10 protein-coding genes and 1 pseudogene are annotated in these 17,297 nt (G+C 70.4%); 5 read left to right on the top strand and 6 right to left on the bottom strand.

Annotation, left to right across the window (positions count from 1 at the left end; all coding sequences use genetic code 11):
- Nucleotides 1–79 precede the first annotated feature (79 nt).
- Complete coding sequence (locus AB0M30_RS13670) at nt 80–1,288, bottom strand: hypothetical protein (RefSeq protein ID WP_364583803.1); 1,209 nt, start codon at nt 1,286–1,288, stop codon at nt 80–82.
- Nucleotides 1,289–1,472: 184 nt separating this feature from the next.
- Between AB0M30_RS13670 and AB0M30_RS13665 the strand changes: the two genes are divergently transcribed.
- Nucleotides 1,473–3,620 (top strand): MMPL family transporter, encoded by a 2,148-nt coding sequence (locus AB0M30_RS13665; protein ID WP_364583801.1) that lies wholly within the window; start codon nt 1,473–1,475, stop codon nt 3,618–3,620.
- 251 nt (nt 3,621–3,871) lie between these two features.
- Here AB0M30_RS13665 and AB0M30_RS13660 read toward each other — a convergent pair whose 3' ends face one another.
- The 3 genes from AB0M30_RS13660 to AB0M30_RS13650 form a co-directional block, all read right to left on the bottom strand.
- Nucleotides 3,872–5,323, bottom strand: a complete 1,452-nt coding sequence (locus AB0M30_RS13660) for a HAMP domain-containing sensor histidine kinase (RefSeq protein WP_364583799.1) — start codon at nt 5,321–5,323, stop codon at nt 3,872–3,874.
- Nucleotides 5,320–6,012, bottom strand: a complete 693-nt coding sequence (locus tag AB0M30_RS13655) for a response regulator transcription factor (RefSeq protein WP_364583796.1) — start codon at nt 6,010–6,012, stop codon at nt 5,320–5,322. The genes AB0M30_RS13660 and AB0M30_RS13655 overlap by 4 nt, the downstream gene beginning before the upstream one ends.
- Before the next feature lie 112 nt (nt 6,013–6,124).
- Nucleotides 6,125–7,054, bottom strand: coding sequence for a helix-turn-helix domain-containing protein (locus AB0M30_RS13650; RefSeq protein ID WP_364583794.1), 930 nt, complete (start codon nt 7,052–7,054; stop codon nt 6,125–6,127).
- A gap of 89 nt (nt 7,055–7,143) precedes the next feature.
- Between AB0M30_RS13650 and AB0M30_RS13645 the strand changes: the two genes are divergently transcribed.
- Nucleotides 7,144–7,731, top strand: a complete 588-nt coding sequence (locus AB0M30_RS13645; RefSeq protein ID WP_364583792.1) for a DinB family protein — start codon at nt 7,144–7,146, stop codon at nt 7,729–7,731.
- Between the two features lie 45 nt (nt 7,732–7,776).
- Here AB0M30_RS13645 and AB0M30_RS13640 read toward each other — a convergent pair whose 3' ends face one another.
- Together AB0M30_RS13640 and AB0M30_RS13635 are read right to left on the bottom strand one after the other, a co-directional pair.
- Nucleotides 7,777–9,051, bottom strand: a complete 1,275-nt coding sequence (locus AB0M30_RS13640; RefSeq protein WP_364583790.1) for a sigma-70 family RNA polymerase sigma factor — start codon at nt 9,049–9,051, stop codon at nt 7,777–7,779.
- Between the two features lie 519 nt (nt 9,052–9,570).
- A pseudogene (locus AB0M30_RS13635) lies at nt 9,571–9,780 on the bottom strand (LacI family transcriptional regulator); the annotation flags it as partial.
- A 505-nt stretch (nt 9,781–10,285) separates the two neighbouring features.
- Here AB0M30_RS13635 and AB0M30_RS13630 point away from each other — a divergent pair.
- The 3 genes from AB0M30_RS13630 to AB0M30_RS13620 are packed head-to-tail and all read left to right on the top strand — an operon-like array spanning nt 10,286 to nt 17,159.
- Nucleotides 10,286–12,985 carry a family 78 glycoside hydrolase catalytic domain gene (locus tag AB0M30_RS13630; RefSeq protein ID WP_364583787.1) on the top strand — a complete coding sequence of 900 codons (2,700 nt, stop codon included), beginning with the start codon at nt 10,286–10,288 and terminating at the stop codon, nt 12,983–12,985.
- 16 nt (nt 12,986–13,001) lie between these two features.
- On the top strand, nt 13,002–14,606 hold the full coding sequence (locus tag AB0M30_RS13625; protein WP_364583785.1) for a carboxylesterase family protein: 1,605 nt from the start codon (nt 13,002–13,004) through the stop codon (nt 14,604–14,606).
- 24 nt (nt 14,607–14,630) lie between these two features.
- Nucleotides 14,631–17,159, top strand: a complete 2,529-nt coding sequence (locus tag AB0M30_RS13620; RefSeq protein ID WP_364583782.1) for a glycoside hydrolase family 3 C-terminal domain-containing protein — start codon at nt 14,631–14,633, stop codon at nt 17,157–17,159.
- Nucleotides 17,160–17,297 lie beyond the last annotated feature (138 nt).

Raw genomic sequence — 17,297 nt, 5'->3', positions numbered from 1 at the left:
TTCGGTGCCGACGTGTGTGAGCTCAGAGCTGGTTTCCGGCTTGGTGACCGCAGTGAGCTCACACACGTCCGACGCTTCGTCAGGACTTGCGGGGGGAGACCGTCATGATGCCCGCGCACATTTCGTCGCTGGTGCCGTCGCCCCACACCACGTAGCGCGGCGGCAGCTTGCTCAGCTGCGGCAGCCGTTTGCGCAGCCCCGCGTCGTGCGTACACGTCACCCGCAACGTGTCGCCCGGACCGATCTCCACCGGCGACGGCAGCTTCACCAGCCGCTGGTTGTCGAAGTCGAACTGCGGCACGTCCAGCACGACCTTGGCGTTCGGTGTGCCGGGGTTGAGTTCGACCTTGATGGCCCGCCCGAGCAGGTGCATGTGGCCGAAACCGGCGAACAGCGTCACCGGCGCCTCCACCTTGTGGTCGCACGTCTGGGTGTCGCCCGGCTTCGGCGCGCTCTGGCCGCACTCCTCCACCTGCCGGTCCGCGGTTTCGCCGACCTCCGGCCCGAACCGCTTGGTGACGTCCGCGATCGAGGACGCCCGGTCACAGAGCGGCCCCGACTCGCCGGCGGCGCAGGGCAGGTCGGTCGGCGCGTCGAGCGGCAACGTGTCGAGTTCCCTGGTCTGCGGTGTGCCGTCCGTCAGCCGCAGCCGCAACGCCGTGCGGTCCGACCCGCCCGGCTTGCCGTCGGTCGCGAGCAGGTTGTAGTGCATCTGGAGGATGACCAGGCTGCCCGGCTCCAGCTTGAAGCCGACGTCCTGGGTGAACAGCGTCTCCGTGGCGCCCGGCGCCCAGGTGTCCGCCCACGTCGCCTCCCCCTCTTCTACTTCGGCGCCCTTCACGCCGGTCCCGCCGAAACACCGCCAGCCGGGGCCGGGGGTTTTCGCGTCCTGCTCGCGCACCGCGGCAGCGCCGCCCGGCGGCACCGTGTACACGATGGCGTGGTGGGCAAGGGCGACGTTCTCCGGCATGACCTGGGTCCCGGTCAGGAACGCCGTCTTGGTCAGGCCCGGATCGACCACCTGGCACCGGTACTCGTCCGTGCCGCCGCCCTCCGGCGGCGTAGGCGTGTAGGCCTCGGCCATCTTCAGGTCGACGAACCGCTCGCCGGCGCGCAGCGGCTGCGGCGGGGCCGATGCGCCGCCCGCGTGCGCGCTGTGCGGGCCGGCCGCGGCGGGCGCCGCACTGTTGCCGGCGCTCGACCCGCAGGCGACGACGAGAGCGAACGCCGTCGCCAGCGCCATAGTGGCCGCCCCGAACCTCCACAGTGGACTATCAGGTTTCGTCATGGCCTGAACGCTAGACCCAATTCCGTCCCGTTTCGTCGTACTGCGGTCGTCATTCTCGGGAGGACGGCAGTACGACAGTACTACTGGGCCCGAATTCACACCTGTTTTAACGGTCGTCTCAGATTCGCTCGGTACGAAGTCGGTGTCGGATAAGCGATTCAACAAGTATCCAGGAGGCCATTGAATGGCAGTCAACGCAGCGCCGTCCGGGCAAGCGCCGACCAGTCGGTTGGCAGGCCGGTGGGTGCCGTGGTCGGTGCTCGGCTTGTGGGTGGTGCTGGCGGTGGTCATGGTGCCCCTGAGCGGAAAGCTGAGTTCGGTCACCACCGACAGCGCCGCGGTCACCCTGCCGGCCGGCGCCGAGTCCACGAAGGTCGCGGTGCTGGGGGACAGTCTCCCCGGCGGGGAAGACAACACTTTCGTCTTCGTTTACCACCGCGCCGGTGGCATGACCGACGCCGACCGCGCGACGGTCGAGCGCCACTACGACACCCTTGCCAAGCGATACCCGCCGAAGGTGGCGGCCCCGGCCGGCGAGGGCGACGAGGGCCCACCGACGAGACCCTCCGCCGACGGCAAGGCGATGATGTTCACCCTCGATGTGAGCACGACCTACGGCGCACCGGAGGACATCGTCGGCCCGTTGCGTGACGCCGCGAAGGACCGCCCCGCCGGCCTGGAACTCGACGTGACCGGCCCCGCCGCGATCGACGGCGACATGGAATCCGTCTTCGACGGCATCGACCTGCAGGTCTTGCTCATCACCGTCCTCGTCGTCGCGCTCCTGCTCATCATCACCTACCGCAGCCCGGTGTTGTGGTTCATCCCGCTCGTGGCCGTGGGCGCGGCCGCACTGACCGCGATGGCGACCGTCTACCTGCTCGTCAAGGGCTTCGGCATCGTGGTCAACGACCAGAACTCGGCGCTGCTGACGATCCTGGTGTTCGGCGTCGGCACGGACTACGCGCTGTTGCTCATCGCCCGATATCGGGAGTCATTGCACCACCACGAGAACGTCCGGGTCGCGATGGTCCACGCGCTACGCGGCGCGGCGCCCGCCATCGTCGCGTCCGCGGCCACCGTGGTCGCCGGCCTGCTCTGCCTGCTTTTCGCGGACCTGAACAGCACCAGCGGGCTGGGCCCGATCGGTGCGGCCGGCATCCTGTGCGCGCTGGTGGCCATGCTGACGCTGTTCCCGGCGCTGCTCGTGGTGCTCGGCAGGCGGGTCTTCTGGCCGGCCATCCCGCGGTTCGGCACGGCCGTGGCGGAGAGGCCGGGGCTGTGGGGACGGCTTGGCACCGCGATCAGCCGCCGCCGGTGGGTGGCGGCGCTCGGCTCGCTCGGAGTCCTCGGCGTGCTCGCCATCGGGCTGGCGGGCAACACCGGCGCCCTGCGTGAGCAGGACCAGTTCCCGTCCGCGCCGGAGTCGGTCACCGGCTTCACCGTTCTCCGCCAGCACTTCCCGGAGCTCGGCGGCCAGCCGATGACGATCTTCACGCGGCCGGCGTACCAGGAGCGGGTGCTCGACATCGTCAAGGGCACTCCCGGTGTGGCCGTGGCCATCCCGGGTCAGACCAGCGGTGGCTGGGCCGACCTCTCCGTGTTCCCGACGGACGCGCCGGACACCGTCGCGGAGTACGACACGATCAAGCGGGTGCGCACCGCCGTGCACGCGGTGAGCGGGGCGGAGGCGATCGTCGGCGGGCCGAGCGCGGAGAACCTCGACACCGAGGTGACCACCAGCCGCGACGAGTTGCTGGTGATCCCGTTGGTGCTCGCCGTCGTCCTGTTCGTCCTCGGGCTGCTGCTGCGCTCGATCGTGGCGCCGCTGATCCTGATGGCGACCGTGATCGTTTCCTTCGCCGCGGCCTTCGGCGGCAGCGTGTTCGTCTTCGACACGCTCCTCGGGTTCAAGGGTATCGACCATTCGGTGCCGCTGCTGGCGTTCCTGTTCCTGGTGGCGCTCGGCGTCGACTACAACATCTTCCTGGCCAGCCGGGCCCGTGAGGAGACCGTGCGTCTCGGCACCGGAGAGGGCATGCTCAAAGCCCTCTCCGCCACCGGTGGCGTCATCACCTCGGCCGGCCTGGTCCTGGCGGCCACGTTCGCGGTCCTCACCACGCTTCCGCTGGTGATGCTGATCGAGGTCGGGTTCCTGGTCGCCTTCGGCGTGCTGCTCGACGCCTTGCTGGTGCGGTCGGTCCTGGTGCCCGCCCTCACCCTGCTGATCGGCCGGCGGATGTGGTGGCCGAGCCGGCTGTCCCGCCCGGTGGAGCCGCCGGACGGGCAACGGCCGCTCGTGGCCGATGAGGAGCCTGCGCTGCAACGGTGAGCGCGGCGGTACGGACGAGCTCCGGGACGGGCCCAGGCCCGTCCCGGAGCTTTTCACGAGGCCCGACGGCCGCCATGCGGCCGGGGCTGGGGTCGGCGCACCGCGGCGTCCTGCCCGGTGGTGGGCCGCTTGTTCGGCGCCGTGTGGCTGGGGCTGGGGTCGGCGCACCGCGGTGCCCTGCCCCGACCGTGAGCCGCGTGGGGCCAGGCGCGAGGGCCGTCCCTTGTCCTGCGCCGCGCCGCCGGGGCCGGTCAGCGCACCGCGGTGTCCTCCCCGGCAGTGAGCCGCGCGGTCGGGGCGAGCGGGGCCGCGGCCGGAAGGTCGACCCGGAGCAGCGCGCCGCCGCGTGCGGACCGGGCGACGGTGACCCGGCCGCCGTGGGCGTCGACGACGCGCTGCACGATCGACAGCCCCAGACCGGATCCCGGCAACGCCCGGGCGCTGTCGGCACGGTAGAACCGGTCGAACACCCGAGGCACGTCGGCGGCGTCGATGCCCGGCCCGGCGTCGTCGACCTCGAGCACCGCCGACGCGCCCTCGGCACGGAGCCGGACCTGGACCGGCTGGTCCGCGGGAGACCACTTGCCGGCGTTGTCGACGAGGTTGAGCACCGCCCGTTGGAGGCCGGCCGGACGCCCGCTCACCCACACGGAGGTCACGTCGAGCGCGACCTCGATGTCGGGCACCCGGGACCGCGCCCGGGTCGCGGCGGCCACCACCACGTCGGCGAGGTCGAGCACCTCGGTGCTCTCGTCGCTGACGTCACCGCGCGCCAGGTCGGTCAGCTCGGCGGCAAGGGTGCTCAACTCGGCCACCTGGGCGCCGAGGTCGTTGAGCAGCCGGGTCCGGCTCTCCGGCGGCAGTGCGCTGTCCAGGGTGCCGCGCCGATCGAGCCGGATCAGCAGCTCGACGTTGAGGCGCAGGCTGGTGAGCGGGGTCTTGAGCTCGTGGGCGGCGTCCTCGGCGAGCAGCCGCTGGGCCCGCCGGGAGTCCCGGAGCGCGGCGAGCATGTCGTTGATCGACCGGATCAGCCGCCGGATCTCCCCGCCGCCCTCGTCCGGGATGGCGGCGTCGAGATCCCGGGTGTGCGCGACACGGACCGCGGCGGCGGTCAGCCGGTCGATCGGTGCCAGCCCGGCCCGCGCCACGGTCCGCCCGACAAGGGCGCCGCCGGCCACGCACAGCAGCCCGATCAGCAGCATGCCCCACCCAAACTCGTTGTTCGAGCTGCCGTCGGCGACGCGGGCCACCTGGACCGCGCCGCCGCCCGCCCGCAGCGTGTAGATGAGGTAGACGTCGTTGTCGCTGTCGTTCGATTCCATCAGGTCGGCCGACGCGCCCTGCGCCACACGCCCGGCGTCCTCGCTGACCGGGGGCAGCGCGGGTTGGCCGGCCGGCGTCCGGATCGAGCCGTCGGGCAGGATGACCCGCACCAGCCCACCGGATCCGGAATACGGCGGTAGCTGGACCTGCGCCAGACCGGCGCGCTCCGCGTTCGTCGCCAGGACGCGGGAGTCGGCGCGTAGCTGATCCTTCGCGGTGTCCTGCAGCTCCCGGTCCAGTAGCTCGATCGCCACTTGGAAGGCCACGAACACGCTCACCGCGATGGCCGTCGCCGCGATCACCGTCAGCCTGGTCCGCAGGGACCGCCGGCGCCACCACCGAGTCAGCCGGCGTGGTTCCCGGCCGGCGGCCGTGCTCACGGAGGAGTCTCCCGCAACGTGTACCCCAAGCCGCGCAGCGTGTAGATCAATCGCGGCTCACCCCCGGCTTCCATCTTGCGGCGCAGGTAGCTCACGTACACCTGGAGGTTGTTGGCGGTGGTGCTCATGTCGAAGCCCCAGATCGCCTCGAACAGCGCGTCGCGGGTCAACACCCGGGTCGCGTTGCGCACGAGGACCTGCAGCAGGGAGAACTCGGTCCGGGTCAGGCGCAGCGGCCGCCCGCCCCGCCACGCCTCGAACCGGTCGGGATCGACCCGGACGTCGGCGAACGACAGGATCTGCGACTCCTCGTCGCCCGGCGCGCGGCGGCGCAGCAGGGCCCGCACCCGGGCCAGCAACTCCTCGGTGGCGAACGGCTTGGGCAGGTAGTCGTCGGCGCCCGCGTCCAGCCCCGCGACCCGGTCGGAGACCTGATCCCGGGCGGTCAGCATCAGCACCGGCAGATCCCGCCCCGCCGCCCGCAACCGCCGGCAGGTCTCCACCCCGCTGAGGCGCGGCATCATCACGTCGAGGATCAGCAGGTCCGGCGCGTCGTCACCGACTCCGTCGAGCACGCTGAGCACGGCGAGACCGTTGGCGACGGTGCTGGTGTCGTAACCCTCGACCTGGAGCACCCGCTCCAGCGACTCACGGATGGCTGCCTCGTCATCCGCGATCATGATCCGCACGCCGGCCCGCCCCTTCCCGTCGATGCTTTGCCGCTCATCCTCGCCGATCAACCTGAAGCCAGCATTAAAGCGTCGCCGCCGCAGACGCAGTCGAGGGCTTCTTAGGGGCTGCTCAGTGATGATGATCGCGGGCGAACTGGGCCGGCGTCTGGCCGTAGTAGCGACGAAACACCCGGATGAAGTGGCTGCTGTCGGCGAACTGCCAGTGTGCCGCGATCTCCGAAACCGTGGGGTGGGCCGGCGAGAGGAGCGCGCGGCGCGCCTGCTCGAGGCGACGCCGGCGGATGTACGCCGCGACGGGCTCGCCGGTGGACGCGAAGGCCCGGTGCAACGTTCGCAGCGAAACTTTGAGGTGGCGCGCCAGCAGCGCTGGTGTCAGGTCCGGGTCGGTGAGCAGCTGATCGGCGAGGTTGCCTGCCGCGCGGACCAGCGGGCCGGCCAGGCCGGGTTCGGTGCCGTCGAAATACCCGTGCAGAACCCCGCGGACCAGCTCCACCAATGCGTTGCGGCTGGCGTGGACGCCGCCGTCGCTGAGGTCGCCGAGTGTCGCGTGGACAGCACTCGTGTGTGCCAGCAGCAGGTGAACCTCCGCGGCGGCGGCCGGGCCGGTCGCTTGCGTGCCGTCGGCGAACGAGCCCAGCGCCTCGGCGGGCAGCCCGATCACCTGCGCGGTAGTGCCCGCGGCGACTTCGTAGCCGGTGATCCCGGTCGAGCGGCTCAGCAGGAACTGTCCGGCGTCGACAGCTATCGTGTCGCGTTCACGTCTGAGGACGTAGGCGCCACGATGCACCACGTAGAGCCGCAGTTCGCCACTGTCGGGAAACGCGGAATCGACCCGGACGCGCGTGGCGGTTTCGAAGTCTGTGACGACCGAGTCCCCGACGCGGGAGGCGAAACCACGAACGACGGCTCCGGCGGTGGCTTCGTGGTGGAACGCGGGCAACGTGAAACCGTCGCCGACCTGCGCTTCCCAGCCGTCGCGGAAGGCGTCGACACCGAACCGTTCGGTGTCCAGCCGAACCGAGCCGCGTACCGAGTCCATCCGGCCATCCAACCACGTGGCACGCATCGTCGATCGAGACGGCACGCGTGTCCAAGACCGCGGGGGTACCGGATTTCTAGGGTCGGGACGTGGATTCGAAAATCTATTTGCACCTGTACTTGCAGCAGGTGCGCGACGTCCTGGTGTGGAAACTCGACGGCCTGTCCGAGTACGACGCGCGCCGGCCGCTCACCCCGACCGGAACCAATCTGCTCGGACTGGTGAAACACTTGACGGGCAACGAGTTCGGCTACTTCGGCGAAGTGTTCGACCGACCGGCCCACGCGGGGGAGTGGCTGGTCGACCGCACTCAATCAGAGGACTTCCTCGCCCGCCCCGAGGAGACACGCGAGGACATCATCGCGCAGTACAAACGGTCGTGGGAGCACGCTGACGCCACCATCGCGGCGCTCGATCTCGACTCACCCGGCAAGGTGCCCCACTTTCCCGAAGGCATGCGCGACGTGACCTTGCACTGGATGCTCGTCCACATGATCACCGAGACCTGCCGGCACGCCGGTCACGCCGACATCGTCCGCGAGCTCATCGATGGCCGCGCCGGCTACCACCCGACGGTCAGCAACCTTCCCGACGGGTGGTCCGAGTTCCACGATCGTGTCGAGATCGCGGCACGTGAGGCCGCCCGTATCACCGGCGTCCGCACGCGGGACATGTAGCTCAGAACGTCAGCAGGGCGAAGAAGCCGCCCGCCACCGGGGAGGTCATCCTTCGGGGTCCGGCGTCGTCGACGTTTTGTCGGCTCGTTTTGACTCTTTGGCCGCTTGTTTGGACTCCCTCGCGGCCTGCCTTGACTCTTTTGCGGCTTGCTTGGACTCCTTCGCCGCTTGCTTGTCGTTCGTGGTCGCACCCGTGGCCTGCGTGGCTCCGGGCTCTCCGGAGGCGGTCGGGTCACCGCCCGGCACCGACGTGAGCTGCGGATCCGGTGTCTCCGGCGCGGCTTGGGCGGTACCGGCCGGCGCCACGAGTGCTCCCGTCTCCTGCGGTGCGGAACCGGTCCGCATGGTTTGGGTCGTCGTGCCTGCGTCGCCGGTCAGCGGCGGCGGGGCGTCGCCGGACGTGCTCGCGCCGATCGTCACGGTCGTGACCAGGGCCGCGCCTGCGGCGGCCACCTTCGCCGCCGTCGCCCACGACAGGGCGGACGCGCCGGTGGCCGCCCCGGAGGAGGCGACAGATCCCGTGGTGGTCAGCCAATGCGTGACAATCGGGATACCGAGGACGAGCGGGGCCACCGTGGCCGGCAGTTCCTCGTTCAGTTCCTGCAGGCCGGCGGCCAGCCTGCTGCAGTCGGCGCAGCGGTCGAGGTGGATGGTGATCCGGTGCGCTTTGAGGTCGGAAATGTCGCCGCGCACCCAGCGGGCGAGCTGGCCGGACACGTTCCGGCAGTTGCGGCGCCGCGCCTCGGGAACGTGCTGGTCCAGGTAGGCCTGGCGCAGGCCTTCGCGGGCCCGGTAGGCCAGCGCAGCGACTCCGTTCGGCGTCATCCCGAGGTCTTCCGCGATCTCCGCGGGCGACTCCCCGACGATCTCGGTGCGCCACAGCACCGATCGCCACCGTTCAGGCAGGCTCGCGAACGCGTCCGCGGCGACATTGGCGTGCAGCCGGTTGCCGACCGGCTCGTCACTGCCCGCACCCGGCGTCACGTCCGGCACCTCGGCGACCACCGACACGGCGGAGTCGCGTCGGCGCCAGGTGACCATGGTGTTGCGGATGGTCGTCAGCAGGTACGGCCGGAAGTCCTCGTCCGGGCCTTCGCCGGAGCGCAATATCCGCAGTACGCGGGTGAAAGCCTCGGCGATCAAGTCTTCGCGCTCGGCCTGGTCGGCCGCGATCGCGGCCGCCACCCGGCGGGCGGCTGGGAGGTGCCGGTCGTAGAGCTCGCCGTACGCGGCGATGTCGCCACCGCGGACCGCCGCGATCAAGGCCGCGTCGCTGGGGAGGGCCGTTGTCCCGGCCACCGCCGACACTGTTTCCGTCATCGACACCCCCTCTCGCCCGTGCGCATGCACGTGCAGAACGTCGCACGATAGTGGTCGAAAGAGAGATCGCGCGCAAGGTCCGGCGTGCAACACGGCGTGAGGCGCGAATATCGGTCGGGACTGTGTCCAGGGCGAGGCGTCCGGAGGGATGGCTACACCGGCAGGCCGGGCTGGGGCCTGGATTTCGTCCGGTCGGTGATCAACTTGGCTCCTCGTAGGCGCAGTCGATGTCGACCTCGTGCCTGCGGCTGGCCGTCGAGTGGGAGGTGGGCCTCGCCAGCTGTGCAAAGGGTAGTAGGGGTTCGTGCGCCTCGGAAGCCGTTGGACTTCACTGCGATATTCGTAGCGTCGACAGCGCTCGAGAAGCGTAGCCGGTGGGCGGGGCCATCCGGCCGCTCGAACACAGCGTGAGCCCGCGGTAGAAGTGGCCCCACGCGCGGGTTTGCGGACGACCGTAGAGGACGTTGTCCGCCATCACCTCGGCCAGCTGAGTCAGTGCCGTCCGGTACCGGCCGCGGCGAGGTTGGCGCTGTTGCGGAGGAAGAGCGAAAGGTCGCCTTCGGCCGTGGTGTCCTCCATTCCGCCGGCGACGTCGGTGAAGAACGGGTGGCCGCCATCGAGCATGACGTAGGCGATCACGCTGATGTGCCCGACACGGAGGTGGCGGGCTGTGAAGCGCAGCTCGGCGATGGCAGCCTCGACCTTCGCGCGTGTCGCCTGACTGACCAGGGTCGGCCGGCGTCGTCATCTGTCCGGACGCGCTGAGGCGGCGACGCCGCGTACAAAATCGATTTACCGAGGCCCGTCAGCGGCGTTGACTTCGCCTTCAGGGCCATAGTAGCGTCGTCCGCAGGAGGTCTTGAAACCTTTTAATCCAGGAGACGCGATGAGGCGTTGGGATCCGGGACACAGGCCCCTGATGGCCGTCTGTGGAGAGTCTCGAAGGCCGGGCGGGTCGTCCGTCACCGTCGCCGCCGGGTGAGCAGAGGTCGGTGAGCCGGCTGGGCTTGGCCACTCCCATCCAAGCGGTGGCGTGGGCCGCACGTCGCGGGCTGGTGTGAGCGGTGGGCGGCGGGTTGTCCGGATCCGGGCAAGCCTCTTGTTCGTCGCGGTAAGGCGTCCGTAGCTTCCAGCGTCAAGTAAAACGTTTCAGCCAGGTGAGTGATGAGGCTGGGCGACACCCTGGCGAGCCGGCCGAAACGCGAGCCGCTCCTCCCGGCCGAAAGGACAGCCGATGAACCGCCGGCGCACCCTCCTCACGCTTCTCGCGGCAGTTCTGCTCGCGGTATCCGGATCGGCGGTGGCCGCCGCGGCGCCGGGCGGTCGCGGTGGGCCACCGACGTCCCTGAAGACCGAGAACCTGGTGGACCCGATCGGGCTCGACGTGGCCAAGCCGTTGCTCAGCTGGCGGCCATCGCGTGGCTCGGCCGGCCAGGCAGCTTACGAGATCCGGGCGACCCTCGACACCTCCGCCCGGCCGCGAGACCTGTGGGACAGCGGCAAAGTCCGTTCGGCGGCCACCTCGAACATCGCCTACGGCGGCCCGGCGCTGCACGCCCGCGACCGGGTCCGCTGGCAGGTCCGCACCTGGGACACCGCCGGGCGCGTCTCGCCGTGGAGCGGGGAGGCGAGCTGGGAGATGGGGCTGCTGTCCGCCGCCGACTGGTCGGCCCGCTGGATCGAGAACCCGGCCTACGACTACACCCAGCCCGACGGCAAGGAGACGCCGCTGCCGGTCTTCGGCAAGGCCTTCCCGGTGCACGGGCCGGTCAAGCAGGCCCGCCTCTACACCACCGGCCTCGGGATGTACGCCGCCACGGTGAACGACCGGCCGGTCGGGGACGCGGTGCTGGAACCCGGCCAGACCACGTACTCCGCCGAGGTCGGCTACCGCACCTACGACCTTACGCGCGCGCTCCGCCCGGGCACGAACACGATCAACCTGGAGACCGGCAGTGGCACCTACCAGCGGGTGAAGACCCCTGGCCGGTACTTCTTCGGCAACACGCTCGAGCAGTACACGGTGTACGGCGAGTCGAAGGTCATCGCCCAGCTCGAAATCACCTACCAGGACGGCCGACGGGAGGTCGTCGCCAGCGACGGCAGCTGGCGCACCGCGCTCGGGCCGACGACGTTCTCGTCGTGGTGGAGCGGCGAGGAGTACGACGCCCGCCGCGGGAACGGCACGGACTGGCAGCAAGCAAGCATCGTCAAGCTGACCCGAAGCACGACGCCGCGGGACACGACGCCGTTGCGCGCCAACCCGCGTCCGCCGGTCACCGTCGCGGAAACCCTGCGGCCGAACGACATCCGCAAGCTCGCGGACGGCTCGTACCTCCTCGACTTCGGCGCGAACCGGTCCGGCTGGCCGAGCCTGTCGGTCTCCGGTCGCACCGGCGACACCGTCACCATGATCCCCGCCGAGAAGCTCGCCGCGGACGGCACCCTGGACGTCGCCAGCACCGGCGCGAAGCCCGGCAACCAGATCGCCTACCGCTACACCCTCGCCGGGCGCGGCCTGGAGGAGTGGCACCCGCAGTTCACCTACAGCGGCTTCCGCTACCTGCAGGTGAGCGGCCTGCGTACGCCGCCGGCGAGGGACACGGTGACCGTGGACGTCCTCTACGCGGCGAACCCGAGCGCGAGCGAGTTCACCTCGTCCAGCGACCTGCTCAACCGGATTCACGTCATGACCGAGCGGTCGATCCGGAGCAACATGATGTCGGTCCTGACCGACTGCCCGGACCGCGAAAAGGGGCCGTACACCGGCGACAACCTGCACAACATCGACGCGCTGCTCACCGACTACGACATGGCGACCTACCAGTCCCAGCTCGTCCGGAACATGGCCACCGCGCAGCGGCAGCCCGGCGACGAATCACCGGGCCTGATCGCGAACATCGCGCCGGAGTTCCACCGCGTGGCCCCGGTCAAGCTGCAGTACCCGCAGGGCACCATCGAGTTCCTCGACGAGGTCAACTGGGGCGGCGCCATCATCCGCATTCCGTGGCAGCTCTACCAGACCTACGGCGACACCCGCACGATGGCGACGTACTACGGCAACATGGCCGCCTGGCTCGACTACGAAGCCGCGAACAAGGCCGCCAATAACGGCGACATCCCCGGCCTGGGGGACTGGTCCGCGACGGACAACACCACGCCGATGCAGCTGGCCATCACCGCCGGTTACCACACCGCGGCGAGCGACATGGCGAACATCGCCCAGGTCCTCGGCAAGGCCGCCGACCACACCAAGTACACCGCGCTGGCGGCCCAGCTCGCCGCCGAGTTCACCACCCGCTTCCGCCACGTCGACGCGACCGGCGTCTACTACGGCAGCGACAGCGAAGCGTCCAACGCCATGGCCCTCGATGCCGGCCTGGTCGCGCCCGCCGACCGCGCCGCGGTGCTCGACCGGCTCGTCGCGTCCGTGCGCAAGGCCGGCAACCACATCACCACCGGATCGGTCGCGCTCGGCCCGCTGTTCCGCGCGCTGCAGGCCGGGAACCGCAACGACGTCCTCTACGACATGGTCGTCAACCCGACTTCGCCCGGTTACGGCTATCTGGTCGCCAGTGGCCACACGACGTTGTCGGAGAGCCTCGACGGTGGTGGCTCGCAGAACCACCACTTCCTCGGTGAGGTCGACGCGTGGTTCGTCCGCGGGGTCGCCGGGATCCGGCAGGCGCCGGGTTCCGTCGGCTACCGCAGCCTGGAGATCGCGCCGGCGCCCGTCGGCGACCTGACGCACGCGTCCGGCAGCTACCAGACACCGCTCGGAACGGTCACCAGCAGCTGGACGAGGTCGGCACACGGGTTCCGGCTCGACGTCACCGTGCCGCCCGGCGCCACCGCGACCGTGCACCTGCCGGGGCCCGGCAACGCCGTGCGCACCGTCGGTTCCGGCCAGTTCTCCTTCACCGTGGCGGATTGAACCCAGAGGAGGTCCGATGTCAGGCTCGAGGATGACCCGCAGGACGATGATCGGCGGATCATTGGCCGCCATCGCCGGGATGGGCGTGCCCCTTCCGGCGCTGGGTACGGAACGAAGCGCCGAGGCGGCGACCCGTTACGGCAGGGTGCGCGGCAAATGCGAGGACGGCATCGCGAAGTTCCTCGGCGTCCCCTACGCCACGCCGCCGCTGGGCGAACTGCGGTTCAAGGCCCCTGGACCGCTCAAACCCTGGCACGGCGTGCGCGACGCGGTGAGCTTCCCGAACCCGGCCTTCCAGGTCGCGGGCGGCGAGATGGGCCCGGGCGGCAACGGCCGGATGCCCGCACCGTCGGAAGACTGCCTCTACCTCAACATCTGGACTCCCGCCGCGGACCGCCGGCGGCGGCCGGTGATGTTCTACAACCACGGCGGCGGCTACATGATCGGCTCCGGCTCCGCCACCGGCCAGGACGGCACCCACCTGGCGCAGCTCTACGACGTCGTGGTCGTCGAGTCCAACCACCGGCTGGGCCTGCTGGGTTACTTGTTCCTCGGTGACCTCGCCGGCGGCGGGTACGCCGCCAACCAGGGGATGCTGGACATCCTCGCGGCGCTGCGCTGGACCAGGGAGAACATCGAGAACTTCGGCGGTGACCCGGACAACGTCATGGTCTGGGGCGAGAGCGGGGGAGGCGCCAAGACCGCGGCGATCCACACGATGCCGCGGGCCGCGCCGCTGTTCCGCAAAGCGTCGATCGAGAGTGCCGCGCCGCTGCGCTTCCCGACCCGCGCCGGCGCCACCGCCCGGGCCAGGCGCACGCTGGACCTCCTCGGGCTGACCACGGCCGACATTCCCAAGCTGCACGACATCCCGGCCGCGAGACTGCTGGAGATCCAGCAGTCGGAAGCCGCGAACGGCGTTGCGCCCTGGGGCGACCCCGACCCGCTGCCCGGCTTCGGCGCTTTCGTCGACGGCTCCGTCATCCCGCAGCACCCCTTCGCCGACGGTGTGGCGCCGTTCTCGGCGGGCAAGCCGCTGATGTGCGGGACGTGCCGCGACGAAATGGTGTTCTTCAGCTTGTTCGGGCCGCCGGACATCTTCCGCATCGACGAGGCCGGGCTGCGCCGGGAACTGAGCAAGACCTACCAGGGCGCCGAGCTGCACGAGATCATCGCGACCTTCCACAGGTCGAGGCCCGACGCGACACCGGCGCAGCTCTACTTCGCGATCACCACCTCGCCGATCTGGCGGGACTCGATCAAAATCGCGGAAACCGAATACGCGCAGCACGCGGCGCCGGTGTACATGTACCAGCTCGCCTACAAGAACCCGACCCTGGTACCCGGCACCGACTTCCCGATCGGCTCGCCGCACGCGTCCGACATCCCGCTCAAGTTCGCGAACACCGGTCACGACCTGCCGGGGCAGTTCGCGACCGCGCAGCACATGAGCGCGCTGTGGGCGGGCTTCGCCCACCACGACCGTCCCACCGCGCCGAACGTACCGGCCTGGCCCGCCTACACGCCGAAGAACCGGTCGACGATGTGGCTCGACGCCGACTGCCGGATCGTCGACGATCCGGACAAGGCCGAAAGGTTGTTCTGGCAGCACCACGCCTGATCCGCACCACGAAGGAGTGTGCAGATGGATGTCACGCGTCGGTCGATGTTGAAGTGGTCGGGAGCCGGGGTGGCCGCGGCCGGGGTCGCCGCGGTCGTCGCACCCGGCGTGGCGGAGGCGGCTGCTCCGGCGCCACCTCCCGAGCTACCGGCGGCCGCCGGCCGCGCCCGGCAGCTGGTGGCCCGGATGACCCTCGACGAAAAGATCGCCTACTGCCACGGCATCCCGGCGACGAAGGGCTTCACCGGCCATATCCCGGCCAACACCCGGCTCGGCATCCCGGCGCTGCGGCTGGCCGACGGGCCCAGCGGCGTCGGGAACGGGTCCGTCGGCGTCACCCAGTGGCCGGATTCCAAGGCGCTGGCCGCCACCTGGAACCCGGACACCGCGACCGCGTACGGGAACGCCTACGGTGCCGAACAGGCAGCCAAGGGCCACAACGTCGCACTGGCACCGTGCATCAACATCCTGCGGGTGCCGCACTGGGGCCGCTCGTTCGAGACCTACACCGAAGATCCCCACCTGAACGGGCAGCTGGCCGCGGCCGTGATCCGCGGCGTCCAGGCCAACCACGTCATCGCGACGGTGAAGCACTTCGTCGCCAACAACCAGGAGATCCTGCGCAACTCGATCGACGTCGTCGTGTCCGACCGCGCGTTGCAGGAGATCTACTACCCGGGCTTCCGTTCTGCCGTCCAAGCCGGGGTCGGCGCGGTCATGACCTCCTACAACAAGATCAACGGAACCTGGGCGCACGAGAACCGGATCAACGTCCAGGACGTGCTGCGCGACGCGTGGGGCTACGACGGCTGGGTCATGTCGGACTGGGGCGGCACCCACAGCACCGTCCAGACCGCCAAAGCCGGCTCGGACACCGAGATGCCCGGCGGCACCTACCTCGGCGACGCGCTCAAGGCGGCCGTGCAGTCCGGCGCCGTCAGCGAGGCGCAGCTCGACACGATGGTGACCCAGGTGCTGACGCCGATGATCCGCATCGGGCTGTTCGACCACCCGCTGCCCGACCCGGCCACCGTGGTCGACACGGTGGTCTCGACCCCGGCACACCTCGACCTGGCGCGCCGCATCGGCGTCGAAGGCAGCGTGCTGCTGAAGAACGACGGAGTCCTGCCCTTCGTACGTCCGCGCAGCATCGCGGTGATCGGCGACGCGGCCGACGCCGGGGCCCAGACCCACGGAGGCGGCTCGGGCAGCGTCACTTCGAACGGCCCGGTCGTGACGCCGCTGGCCGGGATCCGTGCCCGGGCCGGGTCGATCCCGGTGACCTACGCGCGGGGGACGCTGGGGATCGGGGCGTTGCCGGTGGTTCCGGCATCGGCGTTCGGCGCCGGGCTGACCGCCACCTACTACGCCTCGACCGACCTGAGCGGCGACCCGCTGGGCAGCGAGACCGTGCCGCAGCTGAACGTCACCGCGACCCCGGCGGCCGTCGCGAGCCAGCCGGACGGCTGGTCGGCGCGGTACACCGGCACGTTCCACGCTGCCGCCGCCGGGAGCTACCGGTTCAGCCTCACCGCGGGTGGCCTGACGACGTTGAGCCTCGACGGCAAGAACGTGCTGACGTCCATGCCGGGCCGGGAGCCGGTTTGGAACGCGCTGATCCCGTTGACCGCCGGTGACCACGCCATCGAGGTCACGTACGTGTCCGCTGCGCCTGTTCCCGGCGGCCGCACTCCGCGTACTTCGCTGGTTCTGGGCTTCCAGGCCGGGTACGACCAGCTGCACCGGGAGGCGGCCGCGGCCGCGCGAGCGGCGGACGTGGCCGTCGTCGTGCTTGCCGACGTCACCAGCGAAGGCATGGACCGTTCGACACTCGCGTTGCCCGCCGACCAGAGCGAGCTGGTCGCCGCGGTCGCGGCGGCCAATCCGCGGACAGTGGTCGTGCTGAACACCTCGGGCGCGGTGCTGATGCCGTGGCTGGGCAGCGTCGAGGGCGTCATCGCCAACTGGTACGCGGGACAGGAGCAGGGCAACGCGGTGGCGGCGATGCTGTTCGGCGACGCGGAGCCGGGCGGCCGCCTGCCGGAGACGTTCCCCGCGACCGACCAGCAGGGGCCGGCGAAGACGGGAGTCGAGTTCCCCGGCGACGGAGTCCACGTCTTCTACGACGAGGGGCTGGCGATCGGGTACCGCTGGTACCGGAAATCGGGCGAGAAGCCGTTGTTCCCGTTCGGGTTCGGGTTGTCGTACACGACGTTCCGGCTGGGTGACCTGCGGTTGTCGCGCACGCCGGGCGGGCTTCGCGTTTCGGTGTCGGTCACCAACACCGGGCGCCGGGCGGGGTCGGAGGTCGTCCAGCTCTACGTCACCGCGCCGGACGCGGCTCGGGAGCCGGCGCAGCAGCTCAAGGCGTTCTCGAAGGTGACTCTTCAGCCGGGCCAGCGCACGATGGTGACCCTCGATGTGCCGCGGGACGAGCTCGCGGTGTGGCTGAACTCGAGTACCGGGTGGACTGTGGTGCCGGGGAACTACAGCGTTGACGTTGGGACTTCTTCCGCCGACCTGCCGCTTCGCGGTCGCATCTCGTTGTCCTGACCGTCCGAGAGCGGCGCCGACGAACCCACCGGCGCCGCTCTCGGACGGCCAAGTCCTCGGACAGTCATGCGACGAACTCGGTGGTGCGGCCGGGAACCGGGGCCAGTGCGCATCTTGGGGACGTGCCGCGGTGCTGGG

Origin of the sequence: Amycolatopsis sp. NPDC051716 (assembly GCF_040681595.1) — a bacterium.
Classification (GTDB): domain Bacteria; phylum Actinomycetota; class Actinomycetes; order Mycobacteriales; family Pseudonocardiaceae; genus Amycolatopsis.
Note: the sequence above shows the minus strand (reverse complement) of the source record. Positions and strands in the feature narration are given on the sequence as shown.